General features: G+C 64.2%; 17 protein-coding genes. All 17 read left to right on the forward strand.

Annotated features, from left to right (window positions below):
* Positions 1-41 precede the first annotated feature (41 nt).
* The 17 genes from rpmF (at position 42) to era (ending at position 15,931) form a co-directional block, all read left to right on the forward strand.
* Entirely contained in the window at positions 42-224 is a 183-nt protein-coding gene (rpmF, locus tag ABSY19_RS22025) for a 50S ribosomal protein L32 (protein ID WP_005794249.1), read from the forward strand.
* 133 nt (positions 225-357) lie between these two features.
* The gene (plsX, locus tag ABSY19_RS22030) at positions 358-1,419 is read left to right on the forward strand and encodes a phosphate acyltransferase PlsX (RefSeq protein ID WP_291114260.1); all 1,062 of its coding nucleotides are present in this window, start codon (positions 358-360) and stop codon (positions 1,417-1,419) included.
* Between the two features lie 19 nt (positions 1,420-1,438).
* Positions 1,439-2,416: a beta-ketoacyl-ACP synthase III gene (locus ABSY19_RS22035; RefSeq protein ID WP_382155868.1), complete on the forward strand. Its 978-nt coding sequence runs from the start codon at positions 1,439-1,441 to the stop codon at positions 2,414-2,416.
* A 39-nt stretch (positions 2,417-2,455) separates the two neighbouring features.
* Complete coding sequence (gene fabD / locus ABSY19_RS22040) at positions 2,456-3,406, forward strand: ACP S-malonyltransferase (protein ID WP_382155871.1); 951 nt, start codon at positions 2,456-2,458, stop codon at positions 3,404-3,406.
* Positions 3,407-3,422: 16 nt separating this feature from the next.
* Complete coding sequence (fabG, locus tag ABSY19_RS22045) at positions 3,423-4,184, forward strand: 3-oxoacyl-ACP reductase FabG (protein WP_382155874.1); 762 nt, start codon at positions 3,423-3,425, stop codon at positions 4,182-4,184.
* Between the two features lie 117 nt (positions 4,185-4,301).
* Entirely contained in the window at positions 4,302-4,541 is a 240-nt protein-coding gene (acpP, locus tag ABSY19_RS22050; protein WP_066269448.1) for an acyl carrier protein, read from the forward strand.
* Positions 4,542-4,548: 7 nt separating this feature from the next.
* Positions 4,549-5,793, forward strand: coding sequence for a beta-ketoacyl-ACP synthase II (fabF, locus tag ABSY19_RS22055; RefSeq protein WP_382155882.1), 1,245 nt, complete (start codon positions 4,549-4,551; stop codon positions 5,791-5,793).
* Positions 5,794-5,829: 36 nt separating this feature from the next.
* On the forward strand, positions 5,830-6,294 hold the full coding sequence (locus ABSY19_RS22060) for a hypothetical protein (protein ID WP_382155885.1): 465 nt from the start codon (positions 5,830-5,832) through the stop codon (positions 6,292-6,294).
* A 34-nt stretch (positions 6,295-6,328) separates the two neighbouring features.
* Positions 6,329-6,970, forward strand: coding sequence for an RNA polymerase sigma factor RpoE (gene rpoE / locus ABSY19_RS22065; RefSeq protein WP_382155888.1), 642 nt, complete (start codon positions 6,329-6,331; stop codon positions 6,968-6,970).
* Positions 6,971-6,996: 26 nt separating this feature from the next.
* Positions 6,997-7,746, forward strand: a complete 750-nt coding sequence (locus ABSY19_RS22070) for a sigma-E factor negative regulatory protein (protein WP_382155891.1) — start codon at positions 6,997-6,999, stop codon at positions 7,744-7,746.
* Between the two features lie 6 nt (positions 7,747-7,752).
* Positions 7,753-8,826: a MucB/RseB C-terminal domain-containing protein gene (locus ABSY19_RS22075; RefSeq protein ID WP_382155894.1), complete on the forward strand. Its 1,074-nt coding sequence runs from the start codon at positions 7,753-7,755 to the stop codon at positions 8,824-8,826.
* A gap of 155 nt (positions 8,827-8,981) precedes the next feature.
* On the forward strand, positions 8,982-10,445 hold the full coding sequence (locus ABSY19_RS22080) for a DegQ family serine endoprotease (RefSeq protein WP_382163906.1): 1,464 nt from the start codon (positions 8,982-8,984) through the stop codon (positions 10,443-10,445).
* A gap of 508 nt (positions 10,446-10,953) precedes the next feature.
* The gene (gene lepA / locus ABSY19_RS22085; RefSeq protein ID WP_382155896.1) at positions 10,954-12,762 is read left to right on the forward strand and encodes a translation elongation factor 4; all 1,809 of its coding nucleotides are present in this window, start codon (positions 10,954-10,956) and stop codon (positions 12,760-12,762) included.
* Positions 12,763-12,773: 11 nt separating this feature from the next.
* On the forward strand, positions 12,774-13,739 hold the full coding sequence (gene lepB, locus ABSY19_RS22090) for a signal peptidase I (RefSeq protein WP_382155899.1): 966 nt from the start codon (positions 12,774-12,776) through the stop codon (positions 13,737-13,739).
* Positions 13,740-13,770: 31 nt separating this feature from the next.
* Complete coding sequence (locus ABSY19_RS22095; RefSeq protein ID WP_382155902.1) at positions 13,771-14,118, forward strand: DUF4845 domain-containing protein; 348 nt, start codon at positions 13,771-13,773, stop codon at positions 14,116-14,118.
* Between the two features lie 43 nt (positions 14,119-14,161).
* Positions 14,162-14,899, forward strand: coding sequence for a ribonuclease III (rnc, locus tag ABSY19_RS22100; RefSeq protein ID WP_382155905.1), 738 nt, complete (start codon positions 14,162-14,164; stop codon positions 14,897-14,899).
* A 3-nt stretch (positions 14,900-14,902) separates the two neighbouring features.
* Complete coding sequence (gene era / locus ABSY19_RS22105) at positions 14,903-15,931, forward strand: GTPase Era (RefSeq protein WP_382155908.1); 1,029 nt, start codon at positions 14,903-14,905, stop codon at positions 15,929-15,931.
* The last annotated feature ends 36 nt before the right edge of the window (positions 15,932-15,967 follow it).

Here is a 15,967-nt window from a genome sequence, read left to right on the forward strand (position 1 = left end):
TGTGCCACTCCGTTTGACCCTACCGATTTCAGGAGCCCACCATGGCTGTTCAGCAAAACAAAAAGTCCCCCTCCAAGCGCGGCATGCACCGTTCGCACAATGCGCTGAACGTGCCCGGCATCGCCGTGGAACCCACCACCGGCGAAACCCATCTGCGCCACCACATCAGCCCCAACGGCTTCTACCGTGGTCGCCAAGTGCTGAAAAACAAGTCCGAAGCCTGATGGCGGGCCGCCACGGGCCTCGCCGCGGTGTCGCGAACGGGGTCCGGTTGGCCAGTGAGGCACAGGCCCGCATGCTGCATGCGGGCTTTTTTTGTTCTTGGGGTGCACAAAGCGCTCGATCCGGGGTGTTGTCATGATCACCATCGCTGTGGATTGCATGGGCGGGGATGTCGGGCCGGCCGTCACCATGCCTGCCTGCACGGCCTTTCTGGCTGCTCATCCCCAGGCGCAACTTCTGCTCGTGGGCAAGCCCGAGGTGTTTCGCGCCTGGCCCCAACTGCTCAACAACGTGCGCTGCAAGGTGGTGCCGGCCAGTGAGGTCGTGACCATGGAGGATCCGGTGGAGGTGGCGCTTCGCCGCAAGAAGGACTCTTCGATGCGGGTGGCCATCAACCAGGTCAAGGACGGTGCCGCGCAGGCAGCCGTCTCGGCCGGCAACACCGGGGCGCTCATGGCCATCGCCCGCTATGTGTTGAAGACCATGGATGGCATCGATCGCCCGGCCATCGCCACCCAGATGCCCAACGCCCGGGGTGGTGCGACCACGGTGCTCGACTTGGGCGCCAATGTCGATTGTTCGGCCGAGCACCTGCTGCAATTCGCCGTGATGGGCTCGGCTCTGGTGGCGGCGGTCACGGGTCGGCAGGAGCCGACGGTGGGCCTGCTCAACGTGGGTGAAGAAGTCATCAAAGGCAGCGAAGTCATCAAACAAGCCGGCGTTCTGCTGCGAAATGCGTCCAACACCGGCGATCTGAATTTCTTCGGAAACATCGAGGGCGATGACGTTTTCAAAGGCACGACGGACATCGTGGTCTGTGACGGTTTCGTCGGCAACGTGGCGCTCAAGGCCAGCGAGGGCCTGGCTTCGATGATCAGTGGCTTCATTCGGGAAGAATTCTCGAAGAACATTTTTCGAAAAATGGCGGCCATCGTCGCTTATCCGGTTTTAAAGTCGTTTAAAAATCGCGTTGATCACCGCCGGTACAACGGTGCGGCGCTGCTCGGCCTGAAAGGGCTGGTGTTCAAGAGCCACGGATCGGCGGATGCCTTTGCGTTCGAACATGCGCTGAGCCGGGCTTATGATGCGGCCCACAACAAATTGCTGGACAACGTGCGGGAGCGCATCGCCCACGCCAAGCCGCTGATTGCTCCGGAGTCCGTGCCCAGCGAGCTCAAGAGCATTCCGACCCTTTGAAATTTCGCCTCTCACCCGCATGACACGCTACGCCCGCATCACCGGCACTGGCAGCAGCCTGCCGCCCCAGCGCCTGACCAACGCCGACATGGTCGAGCTGCTGGCACCGCGCGGCGTGGAAACGAGCGACGACTGGATCGTCGAACGCACCGGCATCCGGGCGCGTCACTTCGTGGCCGACGGGGTCTATGCCAGTGATCTGGCCGTCGAGGCCTGCCAACAGGCCTTGGCCGCGGCCCAGGTGGCGCCGGGCGACATCGACCTGATCATCGTGGCCACGTCCACGCCGGACATGGTCTTTCCTTCGACCGCGACCATCGTGCAGCGCAAGCTGGGCATCGCCGGTTGCCCTGCCTTCGACGTGCAGGCGGTGTGCACGGGTTTCATCTACGCCCTGACCGTCGCGGATTCATTGATCCGCTCGGGGACCTCGCGCAAGGCCCTGGTGGTCGGTACCGAGATCTTCAGCCGCCTGCTCGATTTCAGCGATCGCACCACCTGCGTGCTGTTTGGCGATGGCGCCGGTGCCGTGGTGCTGGAGGCCTCGGACACGCCGGGCATTCTGGCCACCGATATCCATGCAGACGGCAAACACACGGGCATTCTGTGTGTGCCGGGCCACGTCTCCGGCGGGCAGATCCTCGGCGACCCGCTGCTCAAGATGGATGGCCAGGCGGTCTTCAAGCTGGCGGTGGGCGTGCTGGAAGACACCGCGCGGGCCACGCTCATCAAGGCCGGCAAGACCACGGAGGACATCGACTGGCTGATTCCGCACCAGGCGAACATCCGCATCATGCACAGCACGGCGCGCAAGCTCAAACTGCCGCTGGACAAGGTGGTCGTCACCGTCGACCAGCACGGCAACACCTCGGCGGCCTCCATTCCGTTGGCGCTGGACCACGCGGTGCGACAGGGACAAGTCAAAAAAGGCGACACGCTGATGCTCGAAGGCGTCGGCGGCGGATTCACCTGGGGCTCGGTGCTGCTCGATTTCTGAGCACTGCCTTCTCTGCTTTCGTCTGAACTGAATACCTCCATGAAGAATTTTGCGTTTGTGTTTCCGGGCCAGGGCTCTCAGGCCGTGGGCATGCTCGATGCGTGGGGCGATCACCCCGCCGTTCAGGAGACGCTGAAGGAAGCTTCGGATGCCATGGGTGAAGACCTGGGCAAGCTGATCCACGAAGGCCCGGCCGATGTGCTGGCCATGACCGTGAACACCCAGCCTGTGATGCTGGTGGCGGGCGTGGCGGCCTGGCGCGTCTGGCGCGCCGAAGGAGGCGCTTTGCCCATGGCGGTTGCGGGGCATTCGCTGGGCGAGTATTCCGCGCTGGTGGCTGCGGGGTCCTTGACCCTTGCACAGGCCGCTCCGCTGGTGCGCTTTCGTGCGCAGGCCATGCAGGATGCCGTGCCACCGGGCACGGGGGCCATGGCGGCCGTGCTGGGCCTGAGCGCCGCGGCCGTGGTGGCGGGTTGTCTGGAAGCGCAGTCCAGTTTTGGTGCCGGCAGCGCCGAAGTGGTGGAGGCCGTGAACTACAACGACCCGGTGCAGACCGTCATCGCGGGCAGCAAGGCCGCCGTCGACAAGGCGTGTGAGGTGCTCAAGGCACATGGTGCCAAGCGCACGCTGCCCTTGCCGGTGTCCGCGCCTTTCCACTCGAGCCTGATGAAGCCGGCCGCCGAGAAATTGAAGGAAAAGCTTGCCGCGACGCCGTTTGCGGCGCCGCAGATTCCCGTGATCAACAACATCGATGTCGCGGTGGAGTCCGAGCCCGATCGCATCCGCGAAGCCCTGTACCGGCAGGCTTTCGGGCCGGTGCGCTGGGTCGAGTGCGTGGGTGCGATCAAGGCCCGCGGCATCGACACCCTGGTCGAATGCGGGCCGCGCAAGGTGCTGGCCGCGATGGTCAAGCGCGTGGATCCGTCCTTGACCGGTGCGGCCCTGTTCGACCCCGCCACGCTGGCCGAGGTCAAGGCCTTGCTGGTCTGAAGTCTGGAGAACTCCCATGTCTGAAATCAAATTTGCGGGCCAGGTGGCCCTGGTCACGGGCGCCTCGCGGGGCATTGGCGCGGCCATCGCGCTGGAACTGGCGACGCGCGGCCTGATCGTGATCGGTACCGCGACCAGCGACGAAGGCGCGGCGCGCATCGGTGCGGCACTGTCGGCCGCGCCTGGCGCTGCCACCGGTTGCCGGGGCGCGAAGCTGGATGTGAATGATGCGGCTGCGGCCGAGGCTTTGATCGATGAGATCCTCAAGGCCCACGGCGGTCTGCAGGTGCTGGTGAACAACGCCGGCATCACGCGCGACATGCTGGCCATGCGCCTCAAGGACGACGACTGGGACGCGGTGCTGGACACCAACCTCAAGGCCGTCTTCCGCATGAGCCGCGCCGTCATCCGCCCGATGATGAAGCAGCGCTATGGCCGCATCGTCAGCATCACCAGCGTCGTGGGTGCGTCGGGCAATGCTGGCCAAGCCAACTACGCCGCTGCCAAGGCCGGCGTGGCGGGCATGACGCGCGCCCTGGCGCGCGAACTGGGCAGCCGCAACATCACGGTCAACTGTGTGGCACCGGGTTTCATCGAGACCGACATGACCGCGGCCTTGCCCGAAGAACAGCAAAAAGCCTTGTTGGGCCAGATCCCTCTGGGGCATCTGGGCAAACCCGCCGACATCGCGCACGCGGTGGCTTACCTGAGCAGCCCTCAGGCGGCCTATGTCACGGGACAGGAACTGCACGTCAACGGCGGCATGTTCATGTCCTGAGTCCGGAGCATTCACCCCTTTTCCTCGCCGCGTCAGCCGCCCGGCGGGCCACCCGGGATCACTTTCCCGGCACGGCTAAAATGGCGGACTGTATTTCAACCACCCTCAGAGGGACCTATGAGCGATATCGAAGCACGTGTTAAGAAAATCATTGCCGAACAACTCGGTGTGGAAGAGGGGCAGGTCACCAACGAAAAGGCCTTCGTGGCCGACCTGGGCGCCGATTCTCTGGACACGGTTGAACTGGTGATGGCGCTGGAAGACGAGTTCGGTATCGAAATCCCCGACGAAGAAGCCGAAAAGATCACCACGGTTCAGAAAGCCATCGACTACGCGTTGGCCAACCAGAAGGCCTGAAGCACAGATGAGCCGTCGCCGCGTCGTCGTGACCGGTCTGGGTTGCATCAGCCCCGTGGGCAACACGGTGGCCGATTCCTGGGCCAACCTCCTGGCCGGACAATCCGGCATTGATTTCATCACGAGGTTCGACGCGTCGAACTTCGCCTGCAAATTTGCAGGAGAGGTCAAGGGGTTCAACCTGGATGAGTACATCACCGCCAAGGAAGCGCGGACGATGGACACCTTCATCCACTACGGCGTGGCTGCGTCGATGCAGGCGGTGGCGGATTCGGGCCTCCTGACGGGCGATCAGCTCAGTGAGGAGCAGGCCACGCGCATCGGTTGCGTGATTGGCTCGGGCATCGGCGGTTTGCCGCTGATCGAGGACACGCACACCGAGCTGACCAACCGCGGTCCACGGCGCATCACTCCCTTCTTCGTGCCGGCCTCGATCATCAACATGATCTCGGGACACGTGTCGATGAAGTTCGGCTTCAAGGGGCCGAACATCGCTATCGTCACGGCCTGCACCACGGGTCTGCATTGCATCGGTGAGGCAGGTCGCATGATCGAGTACGGCGACGCCGACGTGATGATCGCCGGTGGTTCCGAAGCCACCGTGTCGCCGCTGGGCATTGGCGGTTTTGCCGCCATGCGCGCGCTGTCGACCCGCAACGACGATCCCAAGACCGCGTCCCGTCCCTGGGACAAGGACCGCGATGGCTTTGTGCTGGGCGAGGGCGCGGGCGTGATGGTGCTCGAAGAGTACGAGCACGCCAAGGCACGCGGCGCGAAGATCTACGCCGAGTTGGCCGGTTTCGGCATGAGCGCCGATGCGGGTCACATGACGGCACCCAACATGGACGGCCCACGCCGTGCGATGCTGGGGGCTTTGCGCAACGCGGGGGTCAACGCCGATCAGGTGGATTACCTGAATGCCCACGGCACCTCCACGCCGCTGGGTGACATCAACGAGACGAACGCCATCAAGGCGGCCCTGGGAGACCATGCCAAGAACATGGTGGTCAGTTCGACCAAGTCCATGACCGGCCACCTGCTGGGGGGCGCCGGGGGCATCGAGTCGGTGTTCACCGTGCTGTCGCTGCACCACCAGAAGGTGCCACCGACCATCAACATCTTCAACCAGGACCCGGAGTGTGACCTGGACTACTGCGCCAATACGGCGCGGGACGTGAAGATCGACGTGGCCGTGAAAAACAACTTCGGTTTCGGCGGCACCAACGGAACGCTGGTTTTCCGTCGCGCCTGAACGCTCTGATCGCGCCTATCTTCACGAAGAACCCGCATGCACAACGCCCCATCGGTGATGTTTCCGGTGGGGCGTTGTGGTTTGTATGGCGTCCTGCTCGCGTTTCTGGCCGTGCTGGGTGGCGCTGTCCTGGGCCTGTGGTGTGGGCTCGACCCGACCCGCGGTGCTTCCTGGTCGGGCGTGGTGGGGGGCACGCTGTGGTCCATATGGGTGATGGGCGCCCTGTGGACTTGGCGACGGTCTCCCGTGGGGCGGCTGAAATGGAATGCGCTGGAAAGGCGCGATCCCGAAGCGCCGGCAGGTGTCTGGCACTGGTACAGCGAATCGTGTCCCGAGGGCGTGCCGTTGCAGCGCGTGGAGCGGGTGATGGACTGGCAGGGCGCTGTGCTGTTGCGCCTGTGCTCCGCAGACGCGCCCGCGCGCTGGATCTGGGTGGAGCGTGGTCGCAATCCCGCGCTCTGGAACGACCTGCGCCGGGCGCTGATATCGGTCCGCGCATGAGCCGGCGAATGGCCTGGGTTATATTTCCGCGCGCATGACTCTCGAAGACCACACCGCTCCACCACCACCCGACAGCGACGTCATGCTGGTGCAGCGCACGCTCGCGGGGGAGCAGCGTGCCTTCGAGATGCTGGTCATCAAGTACCAGCGCCGCGTGGAGCGGCTGATCGGGCGCATGGTCCGCGACACCGACCTGGTCCAGGACATTGCCCAGGAGACCTTCATCCGGGCTTACCGCGCGCTCGCTCAGTTCCGGGGTGACGCGCAGTTCTACACCTGGCTGTATCGCATTGCGGTCAATACGGCCAAAAAACAGCTCATGGAACTCAAGCGCGATCCGCTGGTCTTCCAGTCTCAGATGAAATCCGGGGAAGACGATGAAACTTCCGCTCCGGAACGCGAACTAAATTCGGGAGTGGCTGACACCGAAACGCCCGAAGCGGTGCTGGCCAGCAAGGAAATCGCCGAGGCGGTCAACGCCGCCATGGACGCGCTGCCCGAAGAGTTGCGCATGGCGATCACCCTGCGGGAAATCGAGGGCATGAGCTATGAAGAGATTGCCGCGGCGCTGGAGTGCCCCATCGGCACAGTGCGATCCCGGATTTTCCGGGCGCGCGAGGCCATTTCAGGGCGCATCAAGCCGATGCTGGAGCGTCAGACAGGCAAACGCTGGTAGAAGAGGCGGGGCAGGCCATTGAAAGCTTGTCCATCGCCCCGCGAGTAGGGAATTTCAGGAAATTCATCATGAATGCCGCACAAGTCAATTTGAACCTTCGGCCTCAGAAAGAGATCGATCTCGTTGCCCCGGAGCAGGCTTTGTCCGCGCTGGTGGATGGCGAGCTCGATGCCGCATTGCTCGAAGGGCTGCTCGCAGCCGATGAAGGCCGCGCGGAGGTGTTCGCGAGTTGGCACACCTACCAGGTGATCGGCGATGTGTTGCGTGGCAACCGCGTGGTGGCCACCGCCCAGGCGCCCGGCGACTTTCTGGCCGGTGTGCGTGAACGGCTGCGATCCGAGTCGGCGCCCGTGGCCCAACCCGTGGGCGAGGGGCGGTTGCTGGTGCAAGACCCGCCCGCAGCGCTGGTGCAGGTGCCTGCGGCCAATGACGCGGTTTTTCGCTGGAAGATGGTGGCCGGGCTGGCCTCGCTGGCGGCCGTCATGGCCGTGAGCTGGACGGTGTTGAGCGGTGCTCCCTCGGGCTCGGGCGGTGCAGCAGGCCCTCAATTGGCCTCGGCTCCGGTGCCAACGCAACAAGCCGCGGCTCCCGTGGCGGTCAGTGCGGCGGCGGCTCCGTCCAACGCGGTGGTGGTGAACACCGGGCAAGGCCCCTTGATCCGCGACGCGCGTCTGGAAGAGTTGTTGGCCGAACATCGCCAGAATGGCGGCATGTCGGCGCTGCAGATGCCCACCGGCTTCATCCGCAATGCCACTTACGACGCCGCAGGACGCTGAGGCACCATGGCGCTAGTCCTGACCCTTCCTTTTCGTGGTGATGTGAGCGTGCTGCGGTTTCAACATGGAAGGCCCGTCATCCGGCGCTGGGGTGCGGCTGCGCTTGTGGCCCTGGTTTCGGGCTTCATGGCGCCGGTGCATGCGCAGAACGCACCGGCCTCGGCCCATGTGCGAAGCGTCAACGAATGGCTGACGCGCATGCACGAAGCCTCGAACCAGCGCTCCTACATCGGTACCCTGGTGGTGTCCGCAGGGAGCGCCATGTCGGCCTCGAAGATTTGGCATGTGTGCGATGGCTCGCAGCAGATGGAGCGAGTCGATACCCTGACTGGCGCGCCGCGAACGACCATTCGCCGCAACAAGGAGGTCATCACTTTTGTGCCAGAGGCGAAAACCGCGTTCGTCGAGAAACGCGATTCGCTGGGCATGTTCCCCGAGCTGCTGCGCACGCCGAGCAACCTGATCCCGCAGTTTTACAGCGCGCGGGAAGTGGGTGTGCAGCGGGTGGCCGGGCATCTGGCCGACATGGTGGAAATTCTGCCGCGCGACGACCTTCGCTTCGGCTATCGCATCTGGTCCGAGCGCCAGACGGGGCTGGTGATGAAGCTGCAGACCCTGGGCGAGCAGGGCGCGGTGCTGGAGCAGGTGGCCTTCTCCGAGCTGCAGCTCGATGCCCCGGTGAGCATGGACAAGCTCTCGAAGCTCATGAAAGACACCCGAGGCTATGAGGTCCACAAGCCCACCTTGAAAAAGACCACCGCGGAGGCGGAGGGCTGGCGTCTGAAAGAGCCGGTGCCTGGCTTCACCGCCATGAGCTGTCACACGCGCGAGACGCCCGGAGCCGCGGCGCAAGGTCCTGGCCAGGCCTCCATGCAGTGGGTGTTCTCGGATGGCCTGGCGTCGGTGTCCCTGTTTGTCGAGCCGTTCGATGCGCAGCGCCACACGCAGGAGACCTCCGCCACGGTGGGCGCCACGAATTCGGTCAACCGCCGGGTGGGCGAGCATTGGTTGACCGTGATGGGGGAAGCGCCCGCAGCCACCTTGCGCCGATTCGCCATTGCCTTGGAGCGAACCCGGTAGATGCGTCGCCTGGCCGTCCGGAGATGGCCTGCTTCGCGTCGGCGGCCGGCCTTGTTCCCGGCGGCCTTTTGTTTTTCGGCATATCCTCTTTTTTTGCGTACCCGTAAAGGATTTCCATGACGCGCTCCGACACCGTGCGAATCCCGCTCCTGAGCATGCTGACCACGGCCGCGTTGGTGGTGAGCGGCGCTGCAGGCTTGGCGACCTCGTCCACCGCGGCAGCCCAGGTTCCTACCGTGCCACCGGCGGCCAGCGTGCGTGGGCTGCCTGATTTCACCGACCTCGTGGACCTCGTGGGGCCGTCGGTGGTCAACATCCGCACCCTGGAGCGCGCCAGCAAGGAAGGCCCAGGTGGCTCGGCGCCGGACGAGCAGATGCTGGAGTTTTTCCGCCGCTTCGGCATTCCCATTCCTCCCGGCATGACGCCGCGCGGCCCCCGCCAGGAGCGGCCACCGTCCGAAGAGGCGCAACCCCGGGGCGTGGGCTCGGGTTTCATCCTGAGCGCGGACGGCCTCATCATGACGAACGCGCACGTGGTCGATGGCGCCGACGAACTCATCGTCACCCTGCCCGACAAGCGCGAGTTCAAGGCCAAGCTCGTGGGGGCGGACAAACGCACCGACGTGGCCGTGGTGAAGATCGAGGCATCGGGGTTGACGGCCGTCAAGATCGGCGACATCAATCGCCTGCGCGTCGGTGAATGGGTCATGGCCATCGGCTCCCCTTTCGGCCTGGAAAACACGGTCACTGCCGGCATCGTGAGTGCCAAGCAGCGCGACACGGGGGATTTCCTGCCGTTCATCCAGACCGACGTGGCCATCAACCCGGGCAACTCGGGCGGCCCGCTGATCAACATGCGCGGCGAGGTGGTGGGCATCAACAGCCAGATCTACTCGCGCTCGGGTGGTTTCCAGGGCATCTCGTTCGCGATCCCCATCGATGAGGCGGTGCGCGTCTCCGATCAGCTCCGGGCTACCGGGCGCGTGACGCGTGGCCGCATTGGCGTGCAGATCGATCAGGTGAGCAAGGACGTGGCCGAGTCCATCGGCTTGGGCCAGCCCAAGGGGGCGTTGGTGCGCGGGGTGGAGCCGAACTCGCCAGCGGCCAAGGCCGGCGTGGAGCCGGGCGACATCATCGTCAAGTTCGACGGCAAGGAGATCGACAAGTCCGTGGACTTGCCGCGCCTCGTGGGCAACACCAAGCCGGGCAACAAGAGCAGCATGACGGTGTTTCGCCGGGGCAGCCAGCGCGAGCTCTCGATCATCGTGGCCGAGCTCGAACCGGAGCGCCCGGAGGCCAAGGCCGCGGCACCGGAGCCGACCAAGCCACAGTCCAGCAATGCCCTGCAGGCGCTGGGCCTGAGCCTGGCCGAACTCACTGCGGCCGAGAAGAAGGAGCTCAATCTCAAGGGCGGTGTGCGTGTGGCCTCGGCCGAAGGCCCCGCTGCGCGTGCGGGGCTGCGCGAAGGCGACGTGATCGTGGCGATCGCCAACACCGAGACCGCCAGCGTCAAGGAAGTCGAAGCTGCCCTGAGCAAGGTCGAGAAGAGCAAGCCGATCAACGTGCTGTTCCGCCGCGGGGAGTGGGCCCAGTATGCGGTGATCCGCGCAGCACGCTGAGCCGCGTCCTCCGGCCAATAACCCCCTGTCCCGATTGGGATTGGGGGTTATTTTTTTCGGTGGCCGATTCGCCACACGGGGTTTTCCACAGTACGCGGCACCCAAAATTTTCTTTTTGTTAGTGAACGCTTACAATCCTTGTCGGTCTCATGACTGAATTCGCTAAAATAGCCCCTGTTCTGAACAGATTCCTGTGCCCATGCGCCACGTCGATCCACGATGTGGAAGTGCCGCAGGATGTTCCCAAGTCATCCACAGCTGCCTCACACGTTGTCCCGTTTTCCTGTGAATGAGCTGTGCATAACTTTGACGTTGCTGCGCTGCAACAGGGTAACGACGGTGGTTCGGAGGTGTGCATTCCAGGCTTTTTGCCTACAATGAAACCCCAACTATCGCAGTTGCCATTGATTGTTGGTTACGGGCGCGTCAGCAGCTGACGCGCCCTTTTTTATGGCCGCCCGTTCCTGTGTGAACCCGCGGTTTTTCTCGTGCCTGAGCCGCTTTCCTGATGAATCACATCCGCAATTTTTCGATCATCGCGCACATCGATCATGGCAAGTCCACGCTCGCTGACCGCATCATTTCCCTGTGCGGGGGGTTGTCCGATCGTGAGATGAGCGAGCAGGTGCTCGACTCGATGGACATCGAGAAGGAGCGCGGCATCACCATCAAGGCGCAGACCGCCGCGCTCAAGTACAAGGCCCGCGACGGACAGGTCTACAACCTCAATTTGATCGACACCCCGGGCCACGTGGACTTCTCTTACGAGGTGTCTCGTTCGCTCTCGGCTTGCGAAGGCGCGTTGCTGGTGGTCGATGCCAGCCAGGGGGTCGAGGCCCAGACCGTGGCCAATTGCTACACCGCGCTCGACCTGGGTGTGGAGGTGGTGCCGGTGCTCAACAAGATGGACCTGCCCAACGCCGACCCGGAGAACGCCAAGAGCGAGATCGAGGACGTGATTGGCATCGATGCCACCGATGCGATTCCCTGTTCGGCCAAGACCGGCATGGGCGTGGAGGACATCTTGGAAGCGGTGGTCGCGCGCATTCCGGCGCCCAAGGGGCGGCCCGATGCGCCGCTGCGCGCGATGATCGTGGACAGCTGGTACGACGCCTACGTGGGCGTGGTGATGCTGGTGCGCGTGGTCGACGGTCGCCTGCAGAAGGGCGAGCGCTTCAAGATGATGGCGACCAACACCGTCTACAACGCCGACAACCTCGGTGTGTTCACGCCGGCCAACGAGCCGCGCGAGGCCCTGGAAGCGGGGGAGGTGGGGTACATCATCGCCGGCATCAAGGAGCTGCAGGCGGCGAAGGTGGGCGACACCATCACGCTCGAGAAGAAGCTGCCCAACAACGCCGGCCCGGCCACCGAAGCCTTGCCGGGCTTCAAGGAAGTGCAGCCCCAGGTGTTTGCCGGTCTGTACCCGACCGAGGCCAACCAGTACGACGCCTTGCGCGACGCGTTGGAGAAGCTCAAGCTCAACGACGCGTCGCTGCACTACGAGCCGGAAGTGTCGCAGGCGCTGGGCTTCGGCTTCCGCTGCGGTTTCCTGGGCCTGCTGCACATGGAGATCGTGCAGGAGCGCCTGGAGCGCGAGTTCGACCAGGACCTGATCACCACCGCGCCCAGCGTGGTCTACCAGGTGGTCAAGCCCGATGGCGAGGTCCTGATGGTGGAGAACCCGTCCAAGATGCCCGACCAGGGCCGGATCGATGAAATCCGCGAGCCTATCGTCACGGTGCATCTTTATATGCCCCAGGAGTACGTGGGCGCGGTCATGACGCTGGCCAACCAGAAGCGCGGTTTGCAGATCAACATGGCCTACCACGGCAAGCAGGTCATGCTGACCTACGACATGCCCTTGGGCGAGATCGTGCTGGACTTCTTCGACAAGCTGAAGTCGGTCAGTCGGGGCTATGCCTCCATGGACTACGAATTCAAGGAGTACCGCGCCTCCGACGTGGTGAAGGTCGACATCCTGCTCAACGGCGAGAAGGTCGACGCCTTGTCCATCATCGTGCACCGCACCCAGGCCCAGTACCGGGGCCGGGCGGTGGCCGCGAAGATGCGTGAGATCATCAGCCGCCAGATGTTCGACGTGGCCATCCAGGCGGCCATCGGAGGCAACGTGATCGCCCGCGAAACCATCAAGGCGCTGCGCAAGAACGTGCTGGCAAAATGCTACGGCGGTGACATCACCCGCAAACGCAAACTCCTCGAAAAACAGAAAGCAGGCAAGAAGCGCATGAAACAGATCGGCTCGGTCGAAGTGCCCCAAGAGGCCTTTCTCGCCATTTTGCAGGTGCAGGACTGATGCCGGCGGCCATGGCATCGATCACCGCGGTGATCCTGGCGGCGTTTGCCGCTTACGCGGTCGCCTGGTACACCGGTGTGGTGGAGGGCAACTTCGCCGTGCTGCTGATGCTGGCAACGGCGGTGACAGGGGTCTACTGGATCGCCGAAAAGCTGATTTTCCTGCCCCGCCGCCGCCGTGCGGCGCAGCAATTGCTGCTCGAGCACAACACGCGCAAGGAGGCGCTGCTCAAGCAAGGCTTCACGCACATCGAAGGCGACGTGGACAACGCGCGGCAGAAGCTGCTGGCCCAGCCCTGGTGGCTGGACTGGACGGCTGGCCTGTTCCCCGTGATCCTGGCGGTCTTCGTCCTGCGTTCCTTTCTGTTCGAGCCCTTCAAGATACCGTCTGGCTCCATGATCCCCACCTTGCGCGTGGGCGATCTCATACTGGTGAACAAATTCCACTACGGAGTGCGCTTGCCGGTCTTCAACACCAAGATCATGGAGAACCACACCCCCCAACGGGGCGATGTGATGGTGTTCCGTTATCCGCCGCAACCCAGCCTGGACTACATCAAGCGGGTGATCGGGGTGCCGGGCGACGAGGTGGCCTACCTGAACAAGCAGCTCACGGTGAATGGCAAGCCGGTGCCGCGCGTGGCGCAGCCCGAGTTCTTCGACAGCGAGACCATGCGCTATGCGCGCCAGTTCCGCGAGACCCTGGACGCGCGCAGCTACAACACCCTCAACGACGACGACCGTCCGGCCTTCATCCAGGGCACCACGGAGTTCCCCTTCAGCAACGCCTGCAGGTACACGGTCGAGGGCGTTACCTGCAAGGTGCCCCAGGGCCACTATTTCATGATGGGTGACAATCGCGACAACTCCCTGGACTCGCGCTACTGGGGCTTCGTGCCGGACGCGAACATCGTGGGCAAGGCCTTTTTTGTCTGGATGAACTTCGGGGACCTCGGCCGCATCGGGTCGTTCGAGTGAGCCTGCTGGTTGGTTTCAAGGGGATGAACACATGAAGCTGAAGCGACAACAACAGGGTTTGACCTTTTTCGGCCTGCTCATCGTCGGTGTCTTGCTGGCGTACACGGGTGTCATCCTCGCGCAGGTGGCCCCCACCTACATCGAGTACCTCGCCGTGAAGAAGGCGGTGGACAAGGCTGCCGCTGGCAGCACGGTGGCTGAGGTGCGCAGCATCTTCGACAAGGCGGCGCAGATCGACGACATCCGCGCCGTGGCCGGCAAGGACCTCACGGTGGGCAAGGAGGGGGATCGCGTCGTGGTCTCCTTCGCTTACGCGCGCGAAATCCCCCTGGTGGGGCCGGCGCACCTGGTGATGAAATACGAAGGTCGCTCGAAGTGAAGAACATGACGGACCGGCAGCGTCCCGGCGGGCGCTGGTCCCATTGAGCCCCGAACTGCTGGCGCTGCAGAAGCGCCTTCAACACCCGTTTGCCAACCCGCGCCTGCTCGAGCGCGCGCTGACCCACCGCAGCTTCACCGCCGATCACAACGAACGCCTGGAGTTTCTGGGGGACTCGGTGCTGAGCCTGGCGATTTCCGGCCTGCTGTTCGAGAAGCTCAACCAGCTGCCCGAAGGCGACCTGTCCCGGGTGCGCGCCAACCTGGTCAAGCAAGACACCCTGTTCCAGATCGCTTCCAGCCTGGGGCTTTCGGCCTGCCTGCGCCTGGGCGATGGCGAAAAACGCTCGGGTGGGCACAAGCGACCCTCGATCCTGGCCGATGCCCTGGAGGCCGTGATCGGTGCCGTCTACCTCGACGCGGGCTTCGAAGTCGCCGCGGCGCTGGTGCACCGGCTCTACAGCGGGGTTGAGCTCAGCGCCCAGATGAGTGCGATGGGCAAGGACCCCAAAACCGAATTGCAGGAGTGGCTGCAGGCGCGCAAAATGAAACTCCCGGTCTACCGCGTCGTGGCCACGCTCGGCGAAGCGCACAAGCAGACCTTTGATGTGGAGTGCACCGTGACGGAAACTGGCCGCAGCGAGCGCGGCATTGGCGCTTCCCGCCGTGCGGGCGAGCAGGCCGCCGCCGCGGCCATGTTGCAGCACCTGACCGCCAGCCCGGGCGCCGCCGCCGCGTCCACCGAATCCCCCGTGGTGAGCCGCACCACCCAGCCTTCCTGATCCATGTCCGCCCCTGCCACTCCCCCTTCCTCCAACCCCGATCTGGACGCCATGCTGGCCAGGGTCCTGGGCAAAGACACGGCCGACGCCGCCGCTCCAACCGGTGATCCGGCGGTGGATGAACCACCAGCGGCTGAACCCGTGGACCCGGCGGAGCAACGCTGTGGTTATGTCGCCATCGTCGGCAAGCCCAATGTGGGCAAGTCCACCTTGCTCAACGCGCTGGTCGGCCAGAAGGTGAGCATCACCTCGCGCAAGGCGCAGACCACGCGCCACCGCATCACCGGCATGCGCACCGTCGGCCCCACGCAGTTCGTGTTCGTGGACACGCCCGGTTTCCAGACCCGCCACGGCAACGCGCTCAACCGCGCTCTGAACAAGACCGTGCTGGGCGCGGTGAACGATGTCGACCTGATCCTCTTTGTCGTCGAAGCCGGGCATTTCAACCTGGCCGATGCCAAGGTGCTCTCGCTGTTGCCCGCGAACGTGCCGGTGATGCTGGTGGCGAACAAGTTTGACCTTGTGCACCGCCGCGGTGATCTGGCGCCCTGGCTGCGCTCCATGCAGGAGCGCCATCCGTTCGCCGAGTTCGTGCCCATGTCGGCCAAGGCGCCCAAGGACATCCAGCGCCTGTTCTCGATCTGCGAGAAATACCTGCCGCAGCAACCCTGGATGCACGATCCGGACGACCTGACGGACCGCAGCGAGCGCTTCATGGCGAGCGAGATGGTGCGCGAAAAACTGTTCCGCCTGACCGGCGACGAGTTGCCCTACACCTCCACGGTCATCATCGACAAGTTCGAGGAGGAGGGCACGCTCAAGCGCATCGCCGCCACCATCGTGGTCGAGCGTGAGGGGCACAAGGGCATGGTGATCGGCGAGAAGGGCGAGAAGCTCAAGCGCATCGGCACCGAGGCCCGGCAGGAACTGGAGAAGCTCTGGGATTGCAAGGTGTTCCTGGAGCTGTGGGTGAAGGTGCGCTCGGGTTGGGCGGACGACGACGCTCGCGTGCGCTCGTTCGGCTACGAGTAAGCCAGCGGCTGCTGGACACCCGACCGGCACACGAGG

Origin of the sequence: Hydrogenophaga sp. ANAO-22 (genome assembly GCF_042466645.1) — a bacterium.
Taxonomy (GTDB): Bacteria; Pseudomonadota; Gammaproteobacteria; order Burkholderiales; family Burkholderiaceae_C; genus Hydrogenophaga.

Coding starts and splice junctions, on each gene's coding strand:
- rpmF (WP_005794249.1), top strand. CDS start 42: ATGGCTGTTCAGCAAAACAAAAAGTCCCCCTCCAAGCGCGGCATGCAC.
- plsX (WP_291114260.1), top strand. CDS start 358: ATGATCACCATCGCTGTGGATTGCATGGGCGGGGATGTCGGGCCGGCC.
- ABSY19_RS22035 (WP_382155868.1), top strand. CDS start 1,439: ATGACACGCTACGCCCGCATCACCGGCACTGGCAGCAGCCTGCCGCCC.
- fabD (WP_382155871.1), top strand. CDS start 2,456: ATGAAGAATTTTGCGTTTGTGTTTCCGGGCCAGGGCTCTCAGGCCGTG.
- fabG (WP_382155874.1), top strand. CDS start 3,423: ATGTCTGAAATCAAATTTGCGGGCCAGGTGGCCCTGGTCACGGGCGCC.
- acpP (WP_066269448.1), top strand. CDS start 4,302: ATGAGCGATATCGAAGCACGTGTTAAGAAAATCATTGCCGAACAACTC.
- fabF (WP_382155882.1), top strand. CDS start 4,549: ATGAGCCGTCGCCGCGTCGTCGTGACCGGTCTGGGTTGCATCAGCCCC.
- ABSY19_RS22060 (WP_382155885.1), top strand. CDS start 5,830: ATGCACAACGCCCCATCGGTGATGTTTCCGGTGGGGCGTTGTGGTTTG.
- rpoE (WP_382155888.1), top strand. CDS start 6,329: ATGACTCTCGAAGACCACACCGCTCCACCACCACCCGACAGCGACGTC.
- ABSY19_RS22075 (WP_382155894.1), top strand. CDS start 7,753: ATGGCGCTAGTCCTGACCCTTCCTTTTCGTGGTGATGTGAGCGTGCTG.
- ABSY19_RS22080 (WP_382163906.1), top strand. CDS start 8,982: ATGCTGACCACGGCCGCGTTGGTGGTGAGCGGCGCTGCAGGCTTGGCG.
- lepA (WP_382155896.1), top strand. CDS start 10,954: ATGAATCACATCCGCAATTTTTCGATCATCGCGCACATCGATCATGGC.
- lepB (WP_382155899.1), top strand. CDS start 12,774: ATGGCATCGATCACCGCGGTGATCCTGGCGGCGTTTGCCGCTTACGCG.
- ABSY19_RS22095 (WP_382155902.1), top strand. CDS start 13,771: ATGAAGCTGAAGCGACAACAACAGGGTTTGACCTTTTTCGGCCTGCTC.
- era (WP_382155908.1), top strand. CDS start 14,903: ATGTCCGCCCCTGCCACTCCCCCTTCCTCCAACCCCGATCTGGACGCC.